The sequence below is a fragment of the Streptomyces sp. NPDC025793 genome (assembly GCF_055558375.1).
Window position 1 is genome coordinate 149,833 of sequence record NZ_JBVHMR010000007.1, and the last position, 14,933, is coordinate 164,765.

Here is a 14,933-nt window from a genome sequence, read left to right on the forward strand (position 1 = left end):
CTGCCCGTGACTGAATTGAGATCTGCAGGCAGTGGTCGGTGGTCGAGCCATGGCAGATAGTTAGCCGCGAAACCCCCTCCTGTTGGTGCATGCGTGGATCACTCACACCTTGAAACGGATAAACCGTGGCAAGTACTGTCGAGACAGAAGCCAGTGCCGTCAAGCTAGAGGGCCGGTCACCCGGCCGCCTGATGTGGATGCGCTTCAAGCGCGACCGCACGGGCGTCATCTCGGCCTACGTCGTGGGCTTCTTCTTCCTGACCGGCCTGCTCGCCCCGCTGATCTCCAAGGTGTACGGCAAGAATCCGTACACGGTGTACGCGGACGAGCGCCCGGACCTGTTCGACAGCGCCGGTGTGCCGGTCAAGCCCAACGGCGGTATCAGCGGCGACTTCTGGTTCGGACTCGAACCCGGCAACGGCTACGACGTCTTCACCAAGCTGATCTACGGCATCCGCACCTCGCTGACGATCTCGGTGGCCGTCACCCTCGCGGTCGTCGTCACCGCCATCCTGCTCGGGGTCACCGCCGGCTACCTCGGCGGCAGGACCGACTACCTCCTCGGCCGGGTCATCGACTTCCTGCTCGCCTTCCCGGCCCAGCTGTTCTTCATCGCCAGCATGCCGGTCGTCGTCTCCCTGTTCGTCAGCCCCCGCGACCAGACCCCCACCTACGTCCGGGTGATCGCGCTCATCCTCGTCCAGTGGTTCCTGGGCTGGATGGGCCTCGGCCGCATCCTGCGCGGCACCGCGCTCGCCCTGCGCGAACGGGAGTTCATCGAGGCGGCCAAGGTCAGCGGCGCCTCGCCGTGGCGGATCATCCGCAGGGAGATCCTGCCGAACATCGTGACCCCGCTGCTGGTGCAGGCGACCTATCTGCTGCCCAACTTCGTGACCGCCGAGGCCGGTCTGTCCTTCCTCGGCGTGGGCATCGTCGAACCGACGCCTGACTGGGGGCAGATGTTCTCCAAGGCGTCCACCCAACTGGTGATGGAGAACGACATCACCTACATGTTCTTCCCGGGCATCTCGATGATCATCTTCGTCGTCGCGTTCAACCTGCTCGGGGACTCGGTCAGAGACGCCTTCGATCCCAAGACCGCGCGCTGACCCCCGTACCGCAACTCCCGTACCGCAATCCGACGGAACGTCAGTTTCACAGATGGGTGGGATCTCGTGATGAGTAGGGGCGGACGCCACGCATACGGCGCACTCTCCGTGCTCGCGGCCGGAGCTCTCGTGCTCACCGGTTGCAGCAAGGGCGGCAGCGACACCGGTACGAACGACAAGAAGGACCGGCAGAACGCCAAGAGCCAGCAGGCGCCCATCAAGTTCGGGAACGCCGCCGACTCCACCGGGCCCGCGGCCCCGGTGCCCGGCGCCAAGTCCGGCGGGGCCATGGAGGTGCTCGCGCGCGACAGCTACGCCCACCTCGACCCGGCCCAGATCTACGTCCAGGACCAGATGGCGATGGCGCAACTGATCCACAGAGGTCTCACCGGCTACAAGGCGACCAGCGACGACGGCCACCAGCACGAGGTGGTCGGCGACCTCGCCACCGACTCCGGCACCACCACCGACGGCGGCAAGACCTGGAAGTACACGCTCAAGGACGGCATCAAGTTCGCGGACGGCACCCCGATCACCTCCACGGACGTCCGCCAGACCGTCGAGCGTCTCTTCGCGCCCTTCATCACCCAGGGCCCGAGCTACCTCCAGCAGTGGCTCGCGAACACCTCGGGCACCGGGTACCGCAAGCTGCTCCCCGACGGCCCGTACAAGGGCAAGCACCTGCCGGACAGCGTCCTGTCGACGCCCGACGCGAAGACCGTCGTCTTCCACTTCGCCAAGCCGCACCCGGACCTGCCGTACACCCTGGCGATGGCCGGCTACGCCGTCGTCTCCGCCAAGGGCGACACTCAGCAGAAGTACGACAAGAACCCGGTCACCACCGGCCCGTACAAGATCCAGTCGTTCCAGTCCGGCAAGTCGATGGTGCTGGTCAGGAACCCGAACTGGGACCCGAAGACGGACCCGATCCGGCACCAGTACGTGGACCGGTTCACCATCACCTTCAATCAGCAGTACGAGACCTCCACCAAGGCGCTGCTCGCCGACAGCGGGCCCGACCGGACCGGCGTCAGCTTCAGCAACCAGGTCGACGCGGGCAACCTCTCCAAGGTGCTGGGGGACCCGAAGCTCAAGTCCCGCACGGTCTCCGGCTACCAGCCGTACGTCGGCCAGATGAACATCAACATGAGCAAGCCCGAGATGAAGGACATCCGGGTCCGCGAGGCCATCGCCTACGCCCTGCCGATCTCTCCGTTCGTGCGGGCCTACGGCGGCAGCGACGCCATGGAGGTCGCGGGCGGCATCATCTCCCCGACCGTCTCCGGCTACGACCCCGCCTTCGACCCGTTCGGCAAGAAGAAGAACCCCGGCGGCGACCCGGCCAAGGCCAGGAAACTGCTCCAGGACGCCGGCAAGCTGGGCATGAAGCTGACCTTCGGCTACATCAACACCAACGAGGGCCAGCAGTACTCCACCGCCATGGCCGCGGGCCTGACCAAGGCCGGATTCAACGTGCAGCGCCAGGAGATCCCGTCCGAGACCTACTACGACCAGGTCTCCAAGCTGAACAACAACTACGACATCTTCCACAGCGCGTGGGGCGCCGACTGGCCGTCCGCCTCCACGGTGATCCCGCCCTCCTTCGACGGCCGGCAGATCGCCGACGGCGCGGCGAACTACTCGCAGGTCAACGACACGCACGTGAACAGCGAGATCGACCGCGTCAGCGCGATCACCGACCCGGTCAAGGCCGCGGCCGAGTGGGAGAAGCTCGACAAGTACCTGCTGACCAAGGTGGTCAACGTCGTCCCGACGGGCTACTACAAGCAGGTCCAGATCGCCGGTTCGGGCGTCGGCGGGTTCGTCTACGACGACGTGATCGGCGGCGTCGACCCGCGCCGACTCTTCATCAAGTAACCGTCCCCGTACGGCACTCGGCGCGCTCCCGGTCGGGGTGCGCGCCGGGTGCCGGCCCGGCCGCCGACGTCTGAGAGCTGCCCTGTCATGCTGCGCTTCCTCGTGCGCCGGATCATCGGCGCCGTCGTCATCCTGTTCCTGCTGAGCATCGTCGCGTTCCTGCTCTTCTTCGGGGTGCCCCGGGACCCGGCACTCCTGATGTGCGGCAAGACATGCAACCCGGACAGCATCGCGAACATCCACCATGTGCTCGGCCTCGACAAGCCCCTCACCGAGCAGTACTGGATCTTCCTGCACAACCTCGTCCTGGGCAGCGGCCAGTTCGCCCAGGGCCCGTGCCCCGCCCCCTGCTTCGGCTACTCGTACCACACCGACGAGCAGGTCTGGGGCACGCTGATGGACCGCCTGCCCACCACCGTCTCGCTCACCCTGGGCGCGGCCGCGTGCTTCCTGCTCGTCGGCCTCGGCACCGGACTGCTCGCCGCCTGGCGGCGCGGCACGCTGGTCGACAAGACGGCCACCGCCGGCGCCATGGTCGTCAGCTCGCTCCAGATCTACTTCCTCGGCCCGCTGGCCCTCGCGGTCCTCGTCTACCAGACGCACTGGTTCGACAAGCCGGCCTACACCCCGATCAGCCAGGACCCCGTCAGCTGGTTCAGCGGCCTGGTCATCCCCTGGGTGGTGCTGTCCACGATCTTCGCCGCGCAGTACACGCGTATGGCCCGCTCCTCGATGATCGAACAGCTCCAGGAGGAGCACGTCCGCACCGCCCGCGCCAAGGGCATGTCCCGGGCCTACGTCTTCTTCCGCTACGCCTGGCGCGGCTCGCTCATCCCGATCGTCACCATCTTCGGCATCGACCTCGGCTCGCTGTTCGGCGGCGCCATCATCACCGAGTACACCTTCGGCCTGCCGGGCCTCGGCAACCTCGCCGTGCAGGCCGTCAACTTCAGCGATCTGCCGCTGCTGCTCGGCGTGATGCTCTTCTCGGCCAGCATGATCCTGCTGTTCAACATCATCGTCGACGCCACGTACGCCTTCATCGACCCGCGCGTGCGGCTGTCCTGAGGCCGAAGGAGAAGCAGACGTCATGAGCAACCCTCTTCTCTCCGTACGGGACCTGCACGTCAGCTTCCGGACCGAGGACGGCGTCGTACGGGCCGTGGACGGGCTCTCCTTCGACCTGGAGCGGGGCAGGACGCTCGGCATCGTGGGGGAGTCCGGCTCGGGCAAGTCGGTGACCAACCTGACCGTCCTCGGGCTGCACAACCCCATGTTCACCACGATCGAGGGCGAAATCCTGCTCGACGGACGGGAGTTGACCACCGCGCGCGAGTCCGAGCTGGAGAAGCTGCGCGGCGACAAGGTCGCCATGATCTTCCAGGACCCGCTCACCGCCCTCTCCCCGTACTACACCGTCGGCCGGCAGATCGCCGAGCCGTACATGAAGCACAACGGCGCCTCCAAGAAGGCCGCCTGGGAACGGGCCGTGGAGATGCTCGGCAAGGTCGGCATCCCGAACCCGAAGGAGCGGGCGAAGGACTATCCCCACCAGTTCTCCGGCGGTATGCGCCAGCGCGCGATGATCGCCATGGCGCTGGTCTGCGACCCCGACCTGCTCATCGCCGACGAACCCACGACCGCCCTCGACGTGACCGTGCAGGCGCAGATTCTCGATCTGCTCAAGGACCTGCAACAGGAGTTCGGATCCGGCATCATCTTCATCACCCACGACCTGGGGGTGATCGCCGACATGGCCGACGACATCATGGTGATGTACGCGGGCGGAGCGGTGGAACGGGGCACCACGCACGAGGTGCTGCGCTCGCCCCAGCACCCGTACACCTGGGGCCTGCTGAACTCCATGCCGCGCCTCGACTCCGATCCCGGCGGCCGGCTGTCCCCGATCCCCGGCACGCCGCCCTCGCTGCTCCGCCCGCCGTCCGGCTGCCGCTTCCACCCCCGCTGCACCTTCCAGGACCGGGTGGCGGGCACCGGCCGCTGTGCGGGGGAGCGACCGCTCCTCGCCCCCGACCGGGCAGCGGCCTGCCATCTCACCTCGGACCAGAAGCGGACCATCTTCATCGAGGAGATCAAGCCCCGACTGGGCTAGGTCGTCAGACGTTCCAGGAGGTCACCGGCATGACAGAGGACCTGGTCCTTCCGGCACCGCGCGAACAGGGCGGCGGCGCGGACGGGGAGCCGTTGCTGCAGGTCTCGAAGCTGACCAAGTACTTCCCCGTCAAGGGCGGCTTCCCGATCCGCCGGACCATCGGTCACGTCCAGGCCGTGGACGGCATCGACCTGACCGTGCACGCCGGGGAGAGCTTCGGCCTGGTCGGCGAGTCGGGCTGCGGCAAGTCCACCACCGGCCGGGTGATCACCCGGCTGCTGGAGCCGACGTCCGGCTCGGTCACGTACCGCGGCCGGGACATCAGCCACGCCGGCCGCAGGGAGCTGGCGCCGATCCGCTCCGAGATCCAGATGATCTTCCAGGACCCGTACTCGTCGCTGAACCCGCGGCAGACGGTGGGCACGATCATCTCCGGTCCGATGGAGATCAACGGCATCCGGCCGGAGGGAGGCCGGGAGAAACGCGTCCGTGAACTCCTGGAGATCGTCGGTCTCAACCCCGAGCACTACAACCGCTTCCCGCACGAGTTCTCCGGCGGCCAGCGCCAGCGCATCGGCGTCGCCCGCGCCCTGGCCCTGGAGCCGAAGCTGATCGTCGCCGACGAGCCGGTCTCGGCCCTGGACGTCTCGATCCAGGCCCAGGTGGTGAACCTGCTCCAGAAGGTGCAGAACGAGCTGGGCATCGCCTTCCTCTTCATCGCCCACGACCTCGCGATCGTCCGGCACTTCTCGCAGCGCGTCGCCGTGATGTACCTCGGGAAGATCATCGAAGTGGGCGACCGCGAGTCCATCTACGTCCGTCCCCGCCACCCCTACACCCACGCCCTGCTGTCCGCCGTACCCGAGGTGAACCTCACGGACGACGACAGCGCGGGCCGCGAGCGCATCCGGCTGGCCGGTGACGTCCCCTCCCCGATCGCCCCGCCCTCCGGCTGCCGCTTCCGCACCCGCTGCTGGAAGGCGCAGGACAAGTGCGCGTCGGAGGAGCCACCGCTGGTCCGGCTCTCCGGCAACCACGAGGGCCATCTGACGGCCTGCCACTTCCCGGAGGAGCCGACGACCGAGGCGCGGGACGAGGACATCATCCTGGACCCGGCGTTGGTGGCGTTGGAGGAGGAGAGCGGGGACTGAGCGGCCCCTGGGGCAGCCGGGCTAGCGCGCCCTTTCGGCCACGGTGATGATCTCCTGGCCGGCGGCGGTGAGCGGCCCGCGCTGCCAGTCCCCGTACTGCGCCACGACGCTCAGCCCGGCCTCGCCGAGGACGTCCCGCAGGGCGCGGTCGTCGAGGAAGCGCAGGACGCCGTGGCTGACCCGGGGCGCGGGCCAGCCGTCGCCCTCGTACGTCGCGGTGAACCGCACCCGCCCGCGGTGCGGCCCGTCGCCCTGGACCTCGTGCCACATCCGCACCGGCGTGCCGTCGGCCGCCGTGACCTCGTGCACCCACTCCGGGGTCCAGCGCTCCCAGGCCCGGGCGGCCGGATTACGGGTCTCGAACACGAACCGCCCGCCGGGCCGGAGAGCCTCCCGGACGGCGTGCAGCAGGCGGCGGATCTCCTCGTCACCGGTCAGCTCCTGGAAGGCGTGTCCGGTCATGACGACGAGGTCGAACTCGCCGCCCCAGCTTCGCACTTGGGTGTCCCCGAGCACCCACTCGACGCCGTCCGGCCGGGCTCTGCGCGCCTGGACGAGCATGGCGGCGGCCGGATCGAGTCCCATCAGCCGCCCCGGATGCCCCTCGGCCCGGGCCCGCCGCAGCAACCGCCCGGTCCCGCATCCGACGTCCAGCACCGCGCGGGCCTCCCGCACCAGACCGAGGTAGAAGTCGTCACCCGGCCCCCAGGGGTTGAGGCTGTCGTAGAGCGCGGCGAGCGAGAGATCGGTGAACGAATGATCTACCACCGCGGCAGTTTGACACACGATGCTGAACGGTGTGTCAGGTTCCGCTGGAGTTTTTGAGGGTCTCTCAACTTTGTTGTTTCAGAGCGTTGATGAAGGAGGCGAAGGTGGAGAGGGGAAGGGTGAGGGGGGCTCGGGTGGGAGCTTTTGAGTCGCGGATGGCTATGTGAGTGTGCCGGTGGGCGACTTCGACGCAGGCGTCGCCCTGGCCGCCACCGGAGTAGGAGGACTTCTGCCAGGCGCCGGGGGTCAGCATGCTTACAGCTCCTTCGGCAGAGGGTGGATGAAGTCAGGTGAGCGGCCGAGTCGACTTCAGGTGCTGGAGGAAGGACGTGAAGGTCGTGGAGGGGAAGGTCAGGATGGCCCTGGCTGGTGTCTTCGAGTCGCGGATGGCTATGTGAGTGTCCAGCTTTGCGACTTCGACGCAGGCGTCGCCCTGGTCGCCACCGGAGTAGGAGGACTTCTGCCAGGAATGCGGGGTGAGCATGCTTACAACTCCTTCGACAGACGGTGGATGAAGTCACGCGAACGGCCAGGGCCAAGTGACACAACCTGTACCTTACGGAATCGTGTTCGATATCGGTCCAGCTGGGCTTCGGTATCGATGTAAACCGGACCGCCAGGGCCGTCACGGACGACTGTGTCCAACTGGGGGACGGGGCCGCCTGCGTACACCATCGCACTGCCTGCCCCGCCAAAGCCGTCCAGGTCAAAGGGGATAACGCGTACGGTGACGTGGTCGGCCTCGGAGACCTCCAGGATGTGGCCGAGTTGAGCCCGCGCTGTGGACCGATCGCCCACTCTGATGCGCAGCGCCCCCTCGTGGATCACGGCTTCGTACGGGACCGGTTCCGGCCGCTCGATGATGATCCTGCGCTTCATCCGGTGCTCCACCCACCCCTCGACGTCCTCTTGGGAAAACTCTGGGTTCACGTACGAGAAGAGAGACCGTGCGTAGTCCGCGGTTTGCAGAAGACCCGGGACATGCAGGAACTCCACATCCCAGCGGAAGCGGGCGTGATGCTCCAGCTCGGGCAGATCCAGGAACGGTGTGGGCAACTGGCCTCGGTACTCCTCCCACCAGCCTTGCGTCCGGTCGGCGGCGATTGCGGCCAAGCCGTCGATGAACTCCCCATCCGTGCAGGCGTAGTTGGCCACCATGCGGCGCAGGCGCTGCTCGCTCACACCTGAAGTGCCGGCCTCGATCTGGCTGATCTGTACGGAGTTCACGCCGAGCAGCGCCGCCGCCTCACGAGAGCTGAGACCCGCCGTTTCGCGGAGCCTGCGCAGTTCCACGGCCAGCCGCATCTGACGCGCTGTGGGCTCTCGCTTGGTCGCCATCGGCAGCTCCTTGGTTGGACCTCGTTCGGGGGTCAGATTACGGGACACCTTGCAATCCCTTAATTCTAAGGTCTACCGTCAGTCACGTACCGCATACGCAGCGGAAGTGCACCGCGTGACGCGGCGTTGCCACCCTGCGCGCGAAATCCACCTCGTCCCCCTGGAGTTGATGACGCATGCCCGAAACCTGGGACTACACCCTCCACATCCCCAACGACCTCAGAGCGGTGACCGTCTGCCGCCGCACCCTGCGCCTGATCCTCACCCTGCACGGACTGATCGGACTGGTCGACCTCGCTGAGCTGCTGGGGGCGGAGTTGGTGTCGAACGCCGTACGGCACACCAAGGGCCCCGCCGCGCTCAGGGTCCGCCGTACCCCGGAGGGCGCCGTGTGGATCGGGGCGTGGGACACCGACCCCGCGCCGCCGGATCCGCCGCGTGCGCTGGAGGAGGTGGGGGAGTCGGAGGAGGGGCGGGGGCTGGGGTTGGTGCGGGCTTGTGCGGACCTGTGGGGGTGGCAGCCGTCGGCGCGGTTCGGGGACCGGGGGAAGTACGTGTGGTGCGAACTTCTCGCGGCGTAGCTCGTTGATCACGACGTCGTACGAAAGGAGAACTGATGGTCGGCTCGTCGCACGAGGCGTTGCACCGGATCTTCCAGAAGGATCCGACGCTGCTGACGAAGGCGTTACAGAAGGTCCTGCACGTGCCCTTCCCCGAACCGAGGGAGATCGCGGCGCTGAACGTGGACCTCACGGAGATCGAACCGGTCGAGCGCCGCGTGGACACGCTGCTGCGGGCGGAGACGGACGAGGGTACGTATCTCCTGGTCGTGGAGTCGCAGGGCAAGACGGACGAGCGGAAGCGGGGCAGCTGGCCCTACTACCTGAGCTACCTCTACGAGAAGTACCGCTGCGAGCCCGTGCTCATCGTCATCACGCAGAGCAGCAGTACCGCCAAGTGGGCCTCGCGTCCCATCCGGCTCGGTTTCCCCGGCTGGGAGTCGTTGACGGTACGCCCCCTTGTGCTGGGCCCTGACAACGTGCCCGTGATCGCGGACGAGCGGCAGGCCGAGAAGGACGTACCCCTTGCGGTGCTCTCGGCCATGACACACGGGCGTGGACCTGAGGCACCGGCCATACTGGAATCCCTGGCCGCCGCCCTGCGGACCATCGACCCCGACAGTGCCGCAGTCTTCGTGCAGTTCGTCGACTCATGCCTGACCGACCCCCAGGCGAAGCAGATGTGGAGGGACCTGATGACCGCGATCCAGTACTTCTGGCGACACCCGCTGGCCGAGCAGGTACGCGAAGAAGGACGAGAACAGGGACTGGAGCAGGGGCGGCTTGAGGCCAAGGCCGAGATGGTCCTCCGCGTCCTGGAATGGCGCGGTATCCCGGTCCCCGACACCATCCGCGAGCGAGTCGAAGCCTGCACGGACCTCAACCAGCTCGAAATCTGGGCCCAGCGGGCCGTACACGCCACGGACGCGGCGGAGCTGTTCGCCGAGGAGTGAGCCGGCCGCTGGTCTCATGCCGACGGCCCGCGCCTGGGGGGGCGCGGGCCGTCGGCATCGGAAGGTTTGGGTCAGGCAGCCGCCTCGGAGTCCTTGGAGAGGGCGTCCCCGGCCTTACGGGGAGCCGGGACCGTCTCCGCCGTCTCCGGGTAGTGGCACGCCGTCAGGTGGCCCGGCTTGTTGCCGTCCACCTGTACCAGCGGCGGTGCCTCCGTCGCGCACTTCTCCGTCGCCTTCCAGCAGCGGGTGCGGAAGCGGCAGCCGGAGGGCGGGTTGATCGGGGAGGGGACGTCGCCGACCAGGCGGATGCGCTCGCGCGGCTCCGCGTCCACCGTCGCCTCGGGCACGGCGGAGAGCAGGGCCCGGGTGTAGGGGTGACGGGGGTTGTCGTACAGGTCCGCGCGGTCGGCGATCTCGACGATCTTGCCCAGGTACATCACGGCGACGCGCTGCGAGAAGTGCCGGACGATCGCGAGGTCGTGGGCGATGAAGACGAACGCGATGCCCAGATCCTTCTGGACCTTCTGGAGCAGGTTCACCACCTGGGCCTGGATCGAGACGTCCAGGGCCGAGACCGGCTCGTCGGCGACGATCAGCTTCGGCTCCAGGGCCAGGGCGCGGGCGACGCCGATGCGCTGGCGCTGGCCGCCGGAGAACTCGTGCGGGAAGCGGTTGTAGTGCTCGGGGTTGAGACCGACGATCTCCAGGAGTTCACGGACCCGGTTCTCGCGGCCGCCCTCCGGCCGGACGCCGTTGATCTCCATCGGACCGGAGATGATCTTGCCGACCGTCTGCCGCGGGTTCAGCGAGGCGTACGGGTCCTGGAAGATCATCTGGATCTCGGAGCGGATCGGCGCCAACTGCTTGCGGCCCGCGTGCGTGATGTCCTGCCCGCGGTAGGTGATCTTTCCGCCGGTCGGTTCGAGGAGGCGGGTGATCAGCCGGCCCGTGGTCGACTTGCCGCAGCCCGACTCGCCGACGAGGCCCAGGCTCTCGCCCTCGGCCACCTGGAAGTCCAGGCCGTCGACCGCCTGCACCGCGCCGACCGTACGGCGGACGGGGAAGCCGCCCTTGATCGGGAAGTGCTTCGTGAGCCCGGAGACGTCCAGGAGGGGGTTCGTGTTGCTCATGGTCGTGAAATCCCGTCTGGTGTCCGTCAGTTGTGCCGGGTTCCGGCGAAGTCGGCGAAGAGGTCCTGCTTCTGCTCCGCGGTGAGGTGGCAGGCGGAGCCTCGGCCCTCGGCCACCTCCAGCGTCGGGCGCTCGGTGGAGCACCGGCCGTCCGACACCTTCTCGGTGAACGCGCAGCGCGGGTGGAAGCGGCAGCCGGACGGCGGGTTGAGCAGCGAGGGCGGGGCGCCGGGGATGGGGGAGAGCGGCACGTCGACCGGGCCCTCCAGGCTCGGCATCGAGTTCAGCAGACCCAGGGTGTAGGGGTGGTCCGGGGCGCTCAGCACCTGCTTCTTGGTGCCGCGCTCCACGCACCGGCCGCCGTACATCACCAGCACGTCGTCCGCGATGTCGGCGATGACGCCGAGGTCGTGGGTGATGAAGATGATGGCGGTGCCGAACTCCTGCTGGAGGTCCTTCAGCAGGTCCATGATCTGGGCCTGGACCGTCACGTCGAGGGCCGTGGTCGGCTCGTCGGCGATCAAGAGCTCGGGGTCGCAGACCAGCGCCATGGCGATCATCGCGCGCTGGCGCATACCGCCGGAGAACTGGTGCGGGTAGTCGTCCACGCGCGTGTCGGGCTGGGGGATGCCGACCCGGCGCAGCATCTCGATCGCCCGCGCCCGGGCCTCCTTCTTGGAGGCGCCGGTGTGCTTGCGGTACGTCTCGGCGATCTGCGCGCCGATGGTGTGGTACGGCGAGAGCGAGGCCAGCGCGTCCTGGAAGATCATGGACATCTTGTTGCCGCGCAGCTTTTCCAGCTCGGACTCGGTGGCGCTGATCAGCTCCTTGCCGTCGAGCACGATCTCGCCGTCCATCGTGGTGTTCCGCGGGTCGTGCAGACCCAGGATCGCCATGTTGGTGACGGACTTGCCGGAGCCGGACTCGCCGACGATGCCGAGCGTCTTGCCCTTCTCCAGGTCGAACGACAGCCCGTCGACGGCCTTGACGACGCCGTCCTCGGTGGAGAAGTGGACCTTCAGGTCGCGCAGGGAGAGGAAGGGGGTGCTCATGGCTCTCCTTAGGCGAGGCGCACGCGCGGGTCGATGAGGGCGTACACGGAGTCGACGATGATGTTGAAGACGACGATCGCCGCGGCGGCGACCAGGACGACTCCGAGCAGCATCGGCAGGTCGCTGGTGATGACCGCCTTCACCGACAGGGCGCCGATGCCCTGGAGGCTGAAGGTCGACTCGGTGATGATCGCGCCGCCGAGCAGTGTGCCGAGGTCGAGACCGAAGATGGTGACGATCGGGCCCATCGCGCCGCGCCAGGCGAAGCGGAAGAACACCGTACGGCGCGAGAGGCCCTTGGCGCGGGCGGTGCGGACGTAGTCCTCGCTGAGCGACTCGACCATCTGGGAGCGGGTCATACGGGTGTAGTTGGCGGTGAAGATCAGCGACAGCACCAGCCACGGCACCAGCAGGCCCTCGAACCACTGGCCCGGATTCTGGGTGAACGGCGTGTAGTTGGCCCGCACCAGCAGGTGCCACTGGTCCACGAGGAGGTAGGTGGCGAAGACGCCGACGACGTAGATCTGCATCGACGACGCGACCAGCGAGGCCGAGCTGGCGATCTTGTCGAGGGCCTTGCCCTGCTTCACCGCGGCCAGCATGCCGGTGCCGACACCGAAGATCACGAAGACCACGGAGCTGCCGAGGGCCAGGGAGATGGTGGTCGGGAAGCGGTCCAGGATGGTGCCCATGACCGGCTCGCGGTTCTGGAACGAGTAGCCGAGGCACGGCGCGTTGCAGTGCCCGAAGGAGGCGTAGTCACGCCCCACGAACACGCCCTTGAGCCAGTCCCAGTACTGCACGGGGAGCGAATGATCGATCCCCAGGTTCTTCTTCACCAGGGCCAGGGTCTCGGGGGTGCAGACCTTGCCGCACGCGATGCGGGCGGGGTCACGCGGAGCGGCGTAGAACAGGACGAACACCAGGGCGCTGATGATCAGCAGGATCACAGCGGCGCCGAGGGTCCGGCGGATGAGGAAGCGGAACATGGCAGTTGGGTTTTCCTGACGGGATGCCGTAGGGGGTGAGACGGCGGGGCGGCGTCGTGGCCGCCCCGCCGGGGGTGGAACGTCAGGCCTTCACGAAGGTCTTGTACAGCAGGGTCGCCGAGAAGTTCGGGTCGTACTGCGCGCCGCCGACCTTCGAGCCGTACAGGTAGTAACGGCGCTGGAACGTCTCCGGGATGATCGGCGCGACCTCCTCCATGATCCGCTTGTCCAGCGCGGCCCAGGCCTTGCCCGCCTCCTGCTGGTCGGCGATCACCGCGTTCTTCTTGATCCCGTCGTTGATCCAGCTGATGTTGGTCTGCGAGATGTTGTTCTGGCCGTTGCCGATGGCCCCGCCGTCGAACAGCGGCTGGATCACGGTGTAGGCGGTCGGCCAGTCCGGGGACCAGCCGAACCACATCACGTCGTAGCTGTTGTTGATCTGCTGGATCTGGTCGTAGTACGTGGTGTTGTCGACCGCCTTGATGACCGGCGTGAAGCCGGCCGCCTTCAGCGCGTTCTCGATGACGACCTTGGTCTTGTCGTAGGTCGGGTCCTTCGGGTACGCGTAGACGACCTTCATGCCCAGCTTGCCGGCCTCCTTCAGGAGCGCCTTGGCCTTGTCCGGGTCGCCCTGCGGCTTGGCGTCCTTGCCGTAGAGGTCGTACTTCGTGTAGCCGATGAGGTCCGGGCTCATGATCGTGGTCGCGAGGTCACCGGCGGACGGGCCGCCGTAGATCTGCCGGATCTGCTGCAGCGGCCAGGCGTGGTTCAGGGCCTGGCGGACCTTCAGGTCGGTGACGCGCTTGGTGTTGATCGCGTAGTAGTAGACGCCCGGGGTGAGGCCGTTGAAGCTGCGGGCCTTGAGCTGCGGGTCGGTGAGCACCTTCTGGATGCGCTCGGCCGGGACGCCCTTGTAGATCGACACGGCGAACTGGTCGTTGCCCTGGTCCGCGATGAAGCGGTCGGTGGAGTCGAGCGACTCGATGCCGAAGGTGAACTCGAAGCCGTCCGGGTAGGCGTTACGGATCGAGTCGGTCGCCGGGTCCCAGTTCGAGTTGCGGATCAGGACCATCGACTTGTCGGTCGTGTGGGCCTTGATCTTGTACGGACCCGAGGAGGCCGGCTGCTTGTCGTACTTCTCCTTGGTGTCCAGCTTCACGGACGTGGCGGCGTACGAGTGCATCGCCAGCGTGAAGTTGAAGTCCGGCTTGGGCTCGGCCAGCTTGAAGGTGATCGTCCGCTTCGTCTTGTCGGTGACGATCGAGTCGAGGTGCTTGCCCTTGTACGGGCCCTCGTACGCGTCACGCCACTTGGCGCTGCTGCCGGTCAGCGCGGCCTGGACGTAGGTGGCGCCCTCGGTGATGAACGGGGCCCACAGACGCTCGATGCCGTGGCGGACGTCGTCGACGGTCAGCTCGCTGCCGTCCTCCCACTTCAGACCCTCCTTCAGCGTGAAGGTCCAGGTCTTGTTGTCGGCGGAGGCGGTGCCGGTGTCGGTGGCGAGGTCGCCGACGAGCTTCTGGTGGCCAGTGGAGTCGATCTTGTAGCCGGTCAGGCAGCGGTGCAGGAGCAGCGCGGCCGTGGAGTTGTACGCGAAGTAGATGCGCTGCGGGTCGAGGTGCGAGAAGTCCTGCGGCGCCAGGCCGTAGATCGTGCCGCCCTTCTTCGCGCCGGGGATCTCCGGGGCCGGGCCGGTCGAGTCGGCCTTGGTGCCGATGGTGACCTTGGCGCCGGTGTACGAGGTGGCGCCGTCGGTCGGGGTGTTGCCGGTGCCGCCCCCGCCGCCGCTGCTGCACGCGGACAGCAGCGTCGAGCCCGCGGCCGCGACAGAGGTGGCGATGACAAAGTTTCTGCGGGAGAGAGACATGGCTGACCCGTTTTCTTAGTGGATG

Annotated in this window: 15 protein-coding genes; 7 read left to right on the forward strand and 8 right to left on the reverse strand. The window is 67.4% G+C overall.

Annotated elements, in window-relative coordinates; translation table 11 throughout:
- Positions 1–125 precede the first annotated feature (125 nt).
- The 5 genes from ACZ4MF_RS16510 (at position 126) to ACZ4MF_RS16530 (ending at position 6,251) form a co-directional block, all read left to right on the forward strand.
- Entirely contained in the window at positions 126–1,109 is a 984-nt protein-coding gene (locus tag ACZ4MF_RS16510) for an ABC transporter permease (protein WP_467492695.1), read from the forward strand.
- 69 nt (positions 1,110–1,178) lie between these two features.
- Positions 1,179–2,987: an ABC transporter substrate-binding protein gene (locus ACZ4MF_RS16515; RefSeq protein WP_467492696.1), complete on the forward strand. Its 1,809-nt coding sequence runs from the start codon at positions 1,179–1,181 to the stop codon at positions 2,985–2,987.
- An 87-nt stretch (positions 2,988–3,074) separates the two neighbouring features.
- On the forward strand, positions 3,075–4,055 hold the full coding sequence (locus ACZ4MF_RS16520; protein ID WP_467492697.1) for an ABC transporter permease: 981 nt from the start codon (positions 3,075–3,077) through the stop codon (positions 4,053–4,055).
- A gap of 22 nt (positions 4,056–4,077) precedes the next feature.
- The gene (locus ACZ4MF_RS16525; RefSeq protein ID WP_467492698.1) at positions 4,078–5,100 is read left to right on the forward strand and encodes an ABC transporter ATP-binding protein; all 1,023 of its coding nucleotides are present in this window, start codon (positions 4,078–4,080) and stop codon (positions 5,098–5,100) included.
- A 29-nt stretch (positions 5,101–5,129) separates the two neighbouring features.
- Positions 5,130–6,251: an ABC transporter ATP-binding protein gene (locus tag ACZ4MF_RS16530; RefSeq protein ID WP_467492699.1), complete on the forward strand. Its 1,122-nt coding sequence runs from the start codon at positions 5,130–5,132 to the stop codon at positions 6,249–6,251.
- 21 nt (positions 6,252–6,272) lie between these two features.
- Here ACZ4MF_RS16530 and ACZ4MF_RS16535 read toward each other — a convergent pair whose 3' ends face one another.
- From ACZ4MF_RS16535 to ACZ4MF_RS16550, 4 genes are all read right to left on the reverse strand, one after another.
- Positions 6,273–7,019 carry a class I SAM-dependent methyltransferase gene (locus ACZ4MF_RS16535; protein ID WP_467492700.1) on the reverse strand — a complete coding sequence of 249 codons (747 nt, stop codon included), beginning with the start codon at positions 7,017–7,019 and terminating at the stop codon, positions 6,273–6,275.
- A gap of 64 nt (positions 7,020–7,083) precedes the next feature.
- Complete coding sequence (locus ACZ4MF_RS16540) at positions 7,084–7,272, reverse strand: DUF397 domain-containing protein (protein ID WP_467492701.1); 189 nt, start codon at positions 7,270–7,272, stop codon at positions 7,084–7,086.
- Positions 7,273–7,305: 33 nt separating this feature from the next.
- Positions 7,306–7,503, reverse strand: coding sequence for a DUF397 domain-containing protein (locus ACZ4MF_RS16545; RefSeq protein WP_467492702.1), 198 nt, complete (start codon positions 7,501–7,503; stop codon positions 7,306–7,308).
- 2 nt (positions 7,504–7,505) lie between these two features.
- Entirely contained in the window at positions 7,506–8,357 is an 852-nt protein-coding gene (locus ACZ4MF_RS16550; protein WP_467492703.1) for a helix-turn-helix domain-containing protein, read from the reverse strand.
- Between the two features lie 176 nt (positions 8,358–8,533).
- Between ACZ4MF_RS16550 and ACZ4MF_RS16555 the strand changes: the two genes are divergently transcribed.
- Together ACZ4MF_RS16555 and ACZ4MF_RS16560 are read left to right on the forward strand one after the other, a co-directional pair.
- Positions 8,534–8,938, forward strand: coding sequence for an ATP-binding protein (locus ACZ4MF_RS16555; RefSeq protein WP_467492704.1), 405 nt, complete (start codon positions 8,534–8,536; stop codon positions 8,936–8,938).
- A 35-nt stretch (positions 8,939–8,973) separates the two neighbouring features.
- Complete coding sequence (locus ACZ4MF_RS16560) at positions 8,974–9,870, forward strand: hypothetical protein (protein ID WP_467492705.1); 897 nt, start codon at positions 8,974–8,976, stop codon at positions 9,868–9,870.
- A gap of 71 nt (positions 9,871–9,941) precedes the next feature.
- On the opposite strand, the gene ACZ4MF_RS16565 is transcribed toward ACZ4MF_RS16560, so the two are convergent.
- The 4 genes from ACZ4MF_RS16565 to ACZ4MF_RS16580 all read right to left on the reverse strand — a co-directional run bounded on the left by ACZ4MF_RS16565 (position 9,942) and on the right by ACZ4MF_RS16580 (position 14,908).
- The gene (locus tag ACZ4MF_RS16565; RefSeq protein WP_467492706.1) at positions 9,942–11,000 is read right to left on the reverse strand and encodes an ABC transporter ATP-binding protein; all 1,059 of its coding nucleotides are present in this window, start codon (positions 10,998–11,000) and stop codon (positions 9,942–9,944) included.
- Between the two features lie 26 nt (positions 11,001–11,026).
- The gene (locus ACZ4MF_RS16570) at positions 11,027–12,052 is read right to left on the reverse strand and encodes an ABC transporter ATP-binding protein (RefSeq protein ID WP_467492707.1); all 1,026 of its coding nucleotides are present in this window, start codon (positions 12,050–12,052) and stop codon (positions 11,027–11,029) included.
- Between the two features lie 8 nt (positions 12,053–12,060).
- Positions 12,061–13,041, reverse strand: a complete 981-nt coding sequence (locus ACZ4MF_RS16575) for an ABC transporter permease (RefSeq protein ID WP_467492708.1) — start codon at positions 13,039–13,041, stop codon at positions 12,061–12,063.
- Between the two features lie 82 nt (positions 13,042–13,123).
- Positions 13,124–14,908, reverse strand: coding sequence for an ABC transporter substrate-binding protein (locus ACZ4MF_RS16580; RefSeq protein ID WP_467492709.1), 1,785 nt, complete (start codon positions 14,906–14,908; stop codon positions 13,124–13,126).
- Positions 14,909–14,933: the final 25 nt, after the last annotated feature.

What these genes read in the sequence shown, in the direction of transcription:
- ACZ4MF_RS16515 (WP_467492696.1), top strand. Translation starts at nt 1,179, where the DNA reads ATGAGTAGGGGCGGACGCCACGCATACGGCGCACTCTCCGTGCTCGCG.
- ACZ4MF_RS16520 (WP_467492697.1), top strand. Translation starts at nt 3,075, where the DNA reads ATGCTGCGCTTCCTCGTGCGCCGGATCATCGGCGCCGTCGTCATCCTG.
- ACZ4MF_RS16525 (WP_467492698.1), top strand. Translation starts at nt 4,078, where the DNA reads ATGAGCAACCCTCTTCTCTCCGTACGGGACCTGCACGTCAGCTTCCGG.
- ACZ4MF_RS16530 (WP_467492699.1), top strand. Translation starts at nt 5,130, where the DNA reads ATGACAGAGGACCTGGTCCTTCCGGCACCGCGCGAACAGGGCGGCGGC.
- ACZ4MF_RS16540 (WP_467492701.1), bottom strand. Translation starts at nt 7,272, where the DNA reads ATGCTGACCCCCGGCGCCTGGCAGAAGTCCTCCTACTCCGGTGGCGGC.
- ACZ4MF_RS16545 (WP_467492702.1), bottom strand. Translation starts at nt 7,503, where the DNA reads ATGCTCACCCCGCATTCCTGGCAGAAGTCCTCCTACTCCGGTGGCGAC.
- ACZ4MF_RS16550 (WP_467492703.1), bottom strand. Translation starts at nt 8,357, where the DNA reads ATGGCGACCAAGCGAGAGCCCACAGCGCGTCAGATGCGGCTGGCCGTG.
- ACZ4MF_RS16555 (WP_467492704.1), top strand. Translation starts at nt 8,534, where the DNA reads ATGCCCGAAACCTGGGACTACACCCTCCACATCCCCAACGACCTCAGA.
- ACZ4MF_RS16560 (WP_467492705.1), top strand. Translation starts at nt 8,974, where the DNA reads ATGGTCGGCTCGTCGCACGAGGCGTTGCACCGGATCTTCCAGAAGGAT.
- ACZ4MF_RS16565 (WP_467492706.1), bottom strand. Translation starts at nt 11,000, where the DNA reads ATGAGCAACACGAACCCCCTCCTGGACGTCTCCGGGCTCACGAAGCAC.
- ACZ4MF_RS16570 (WP_467492707.1), bottom strand. Translation starts at nt 12,052, where the DNA reads ATGAGCACCCCCTTCCTCTCCCTGCGCGACCTGAAGGTCCACTTCTCC.
- ACZ4MF_RS16575 (WP_467492708.1), bottom strand. Translation starts at nt 13,041, where the DNA reads ATGTTCCGCTTCCTCATCCGCCGGACCCTCGGCGCCGCTGTGATCCTG.
- ACZ4MF_RS16580 (WP_467492709.1), bottom strand. Translation starts at nt 14,908, where the DNA reads ATGTCTCTCTCCCGCAGAAACTTTGTCATCGCCACCTCTGTCGCGGCC.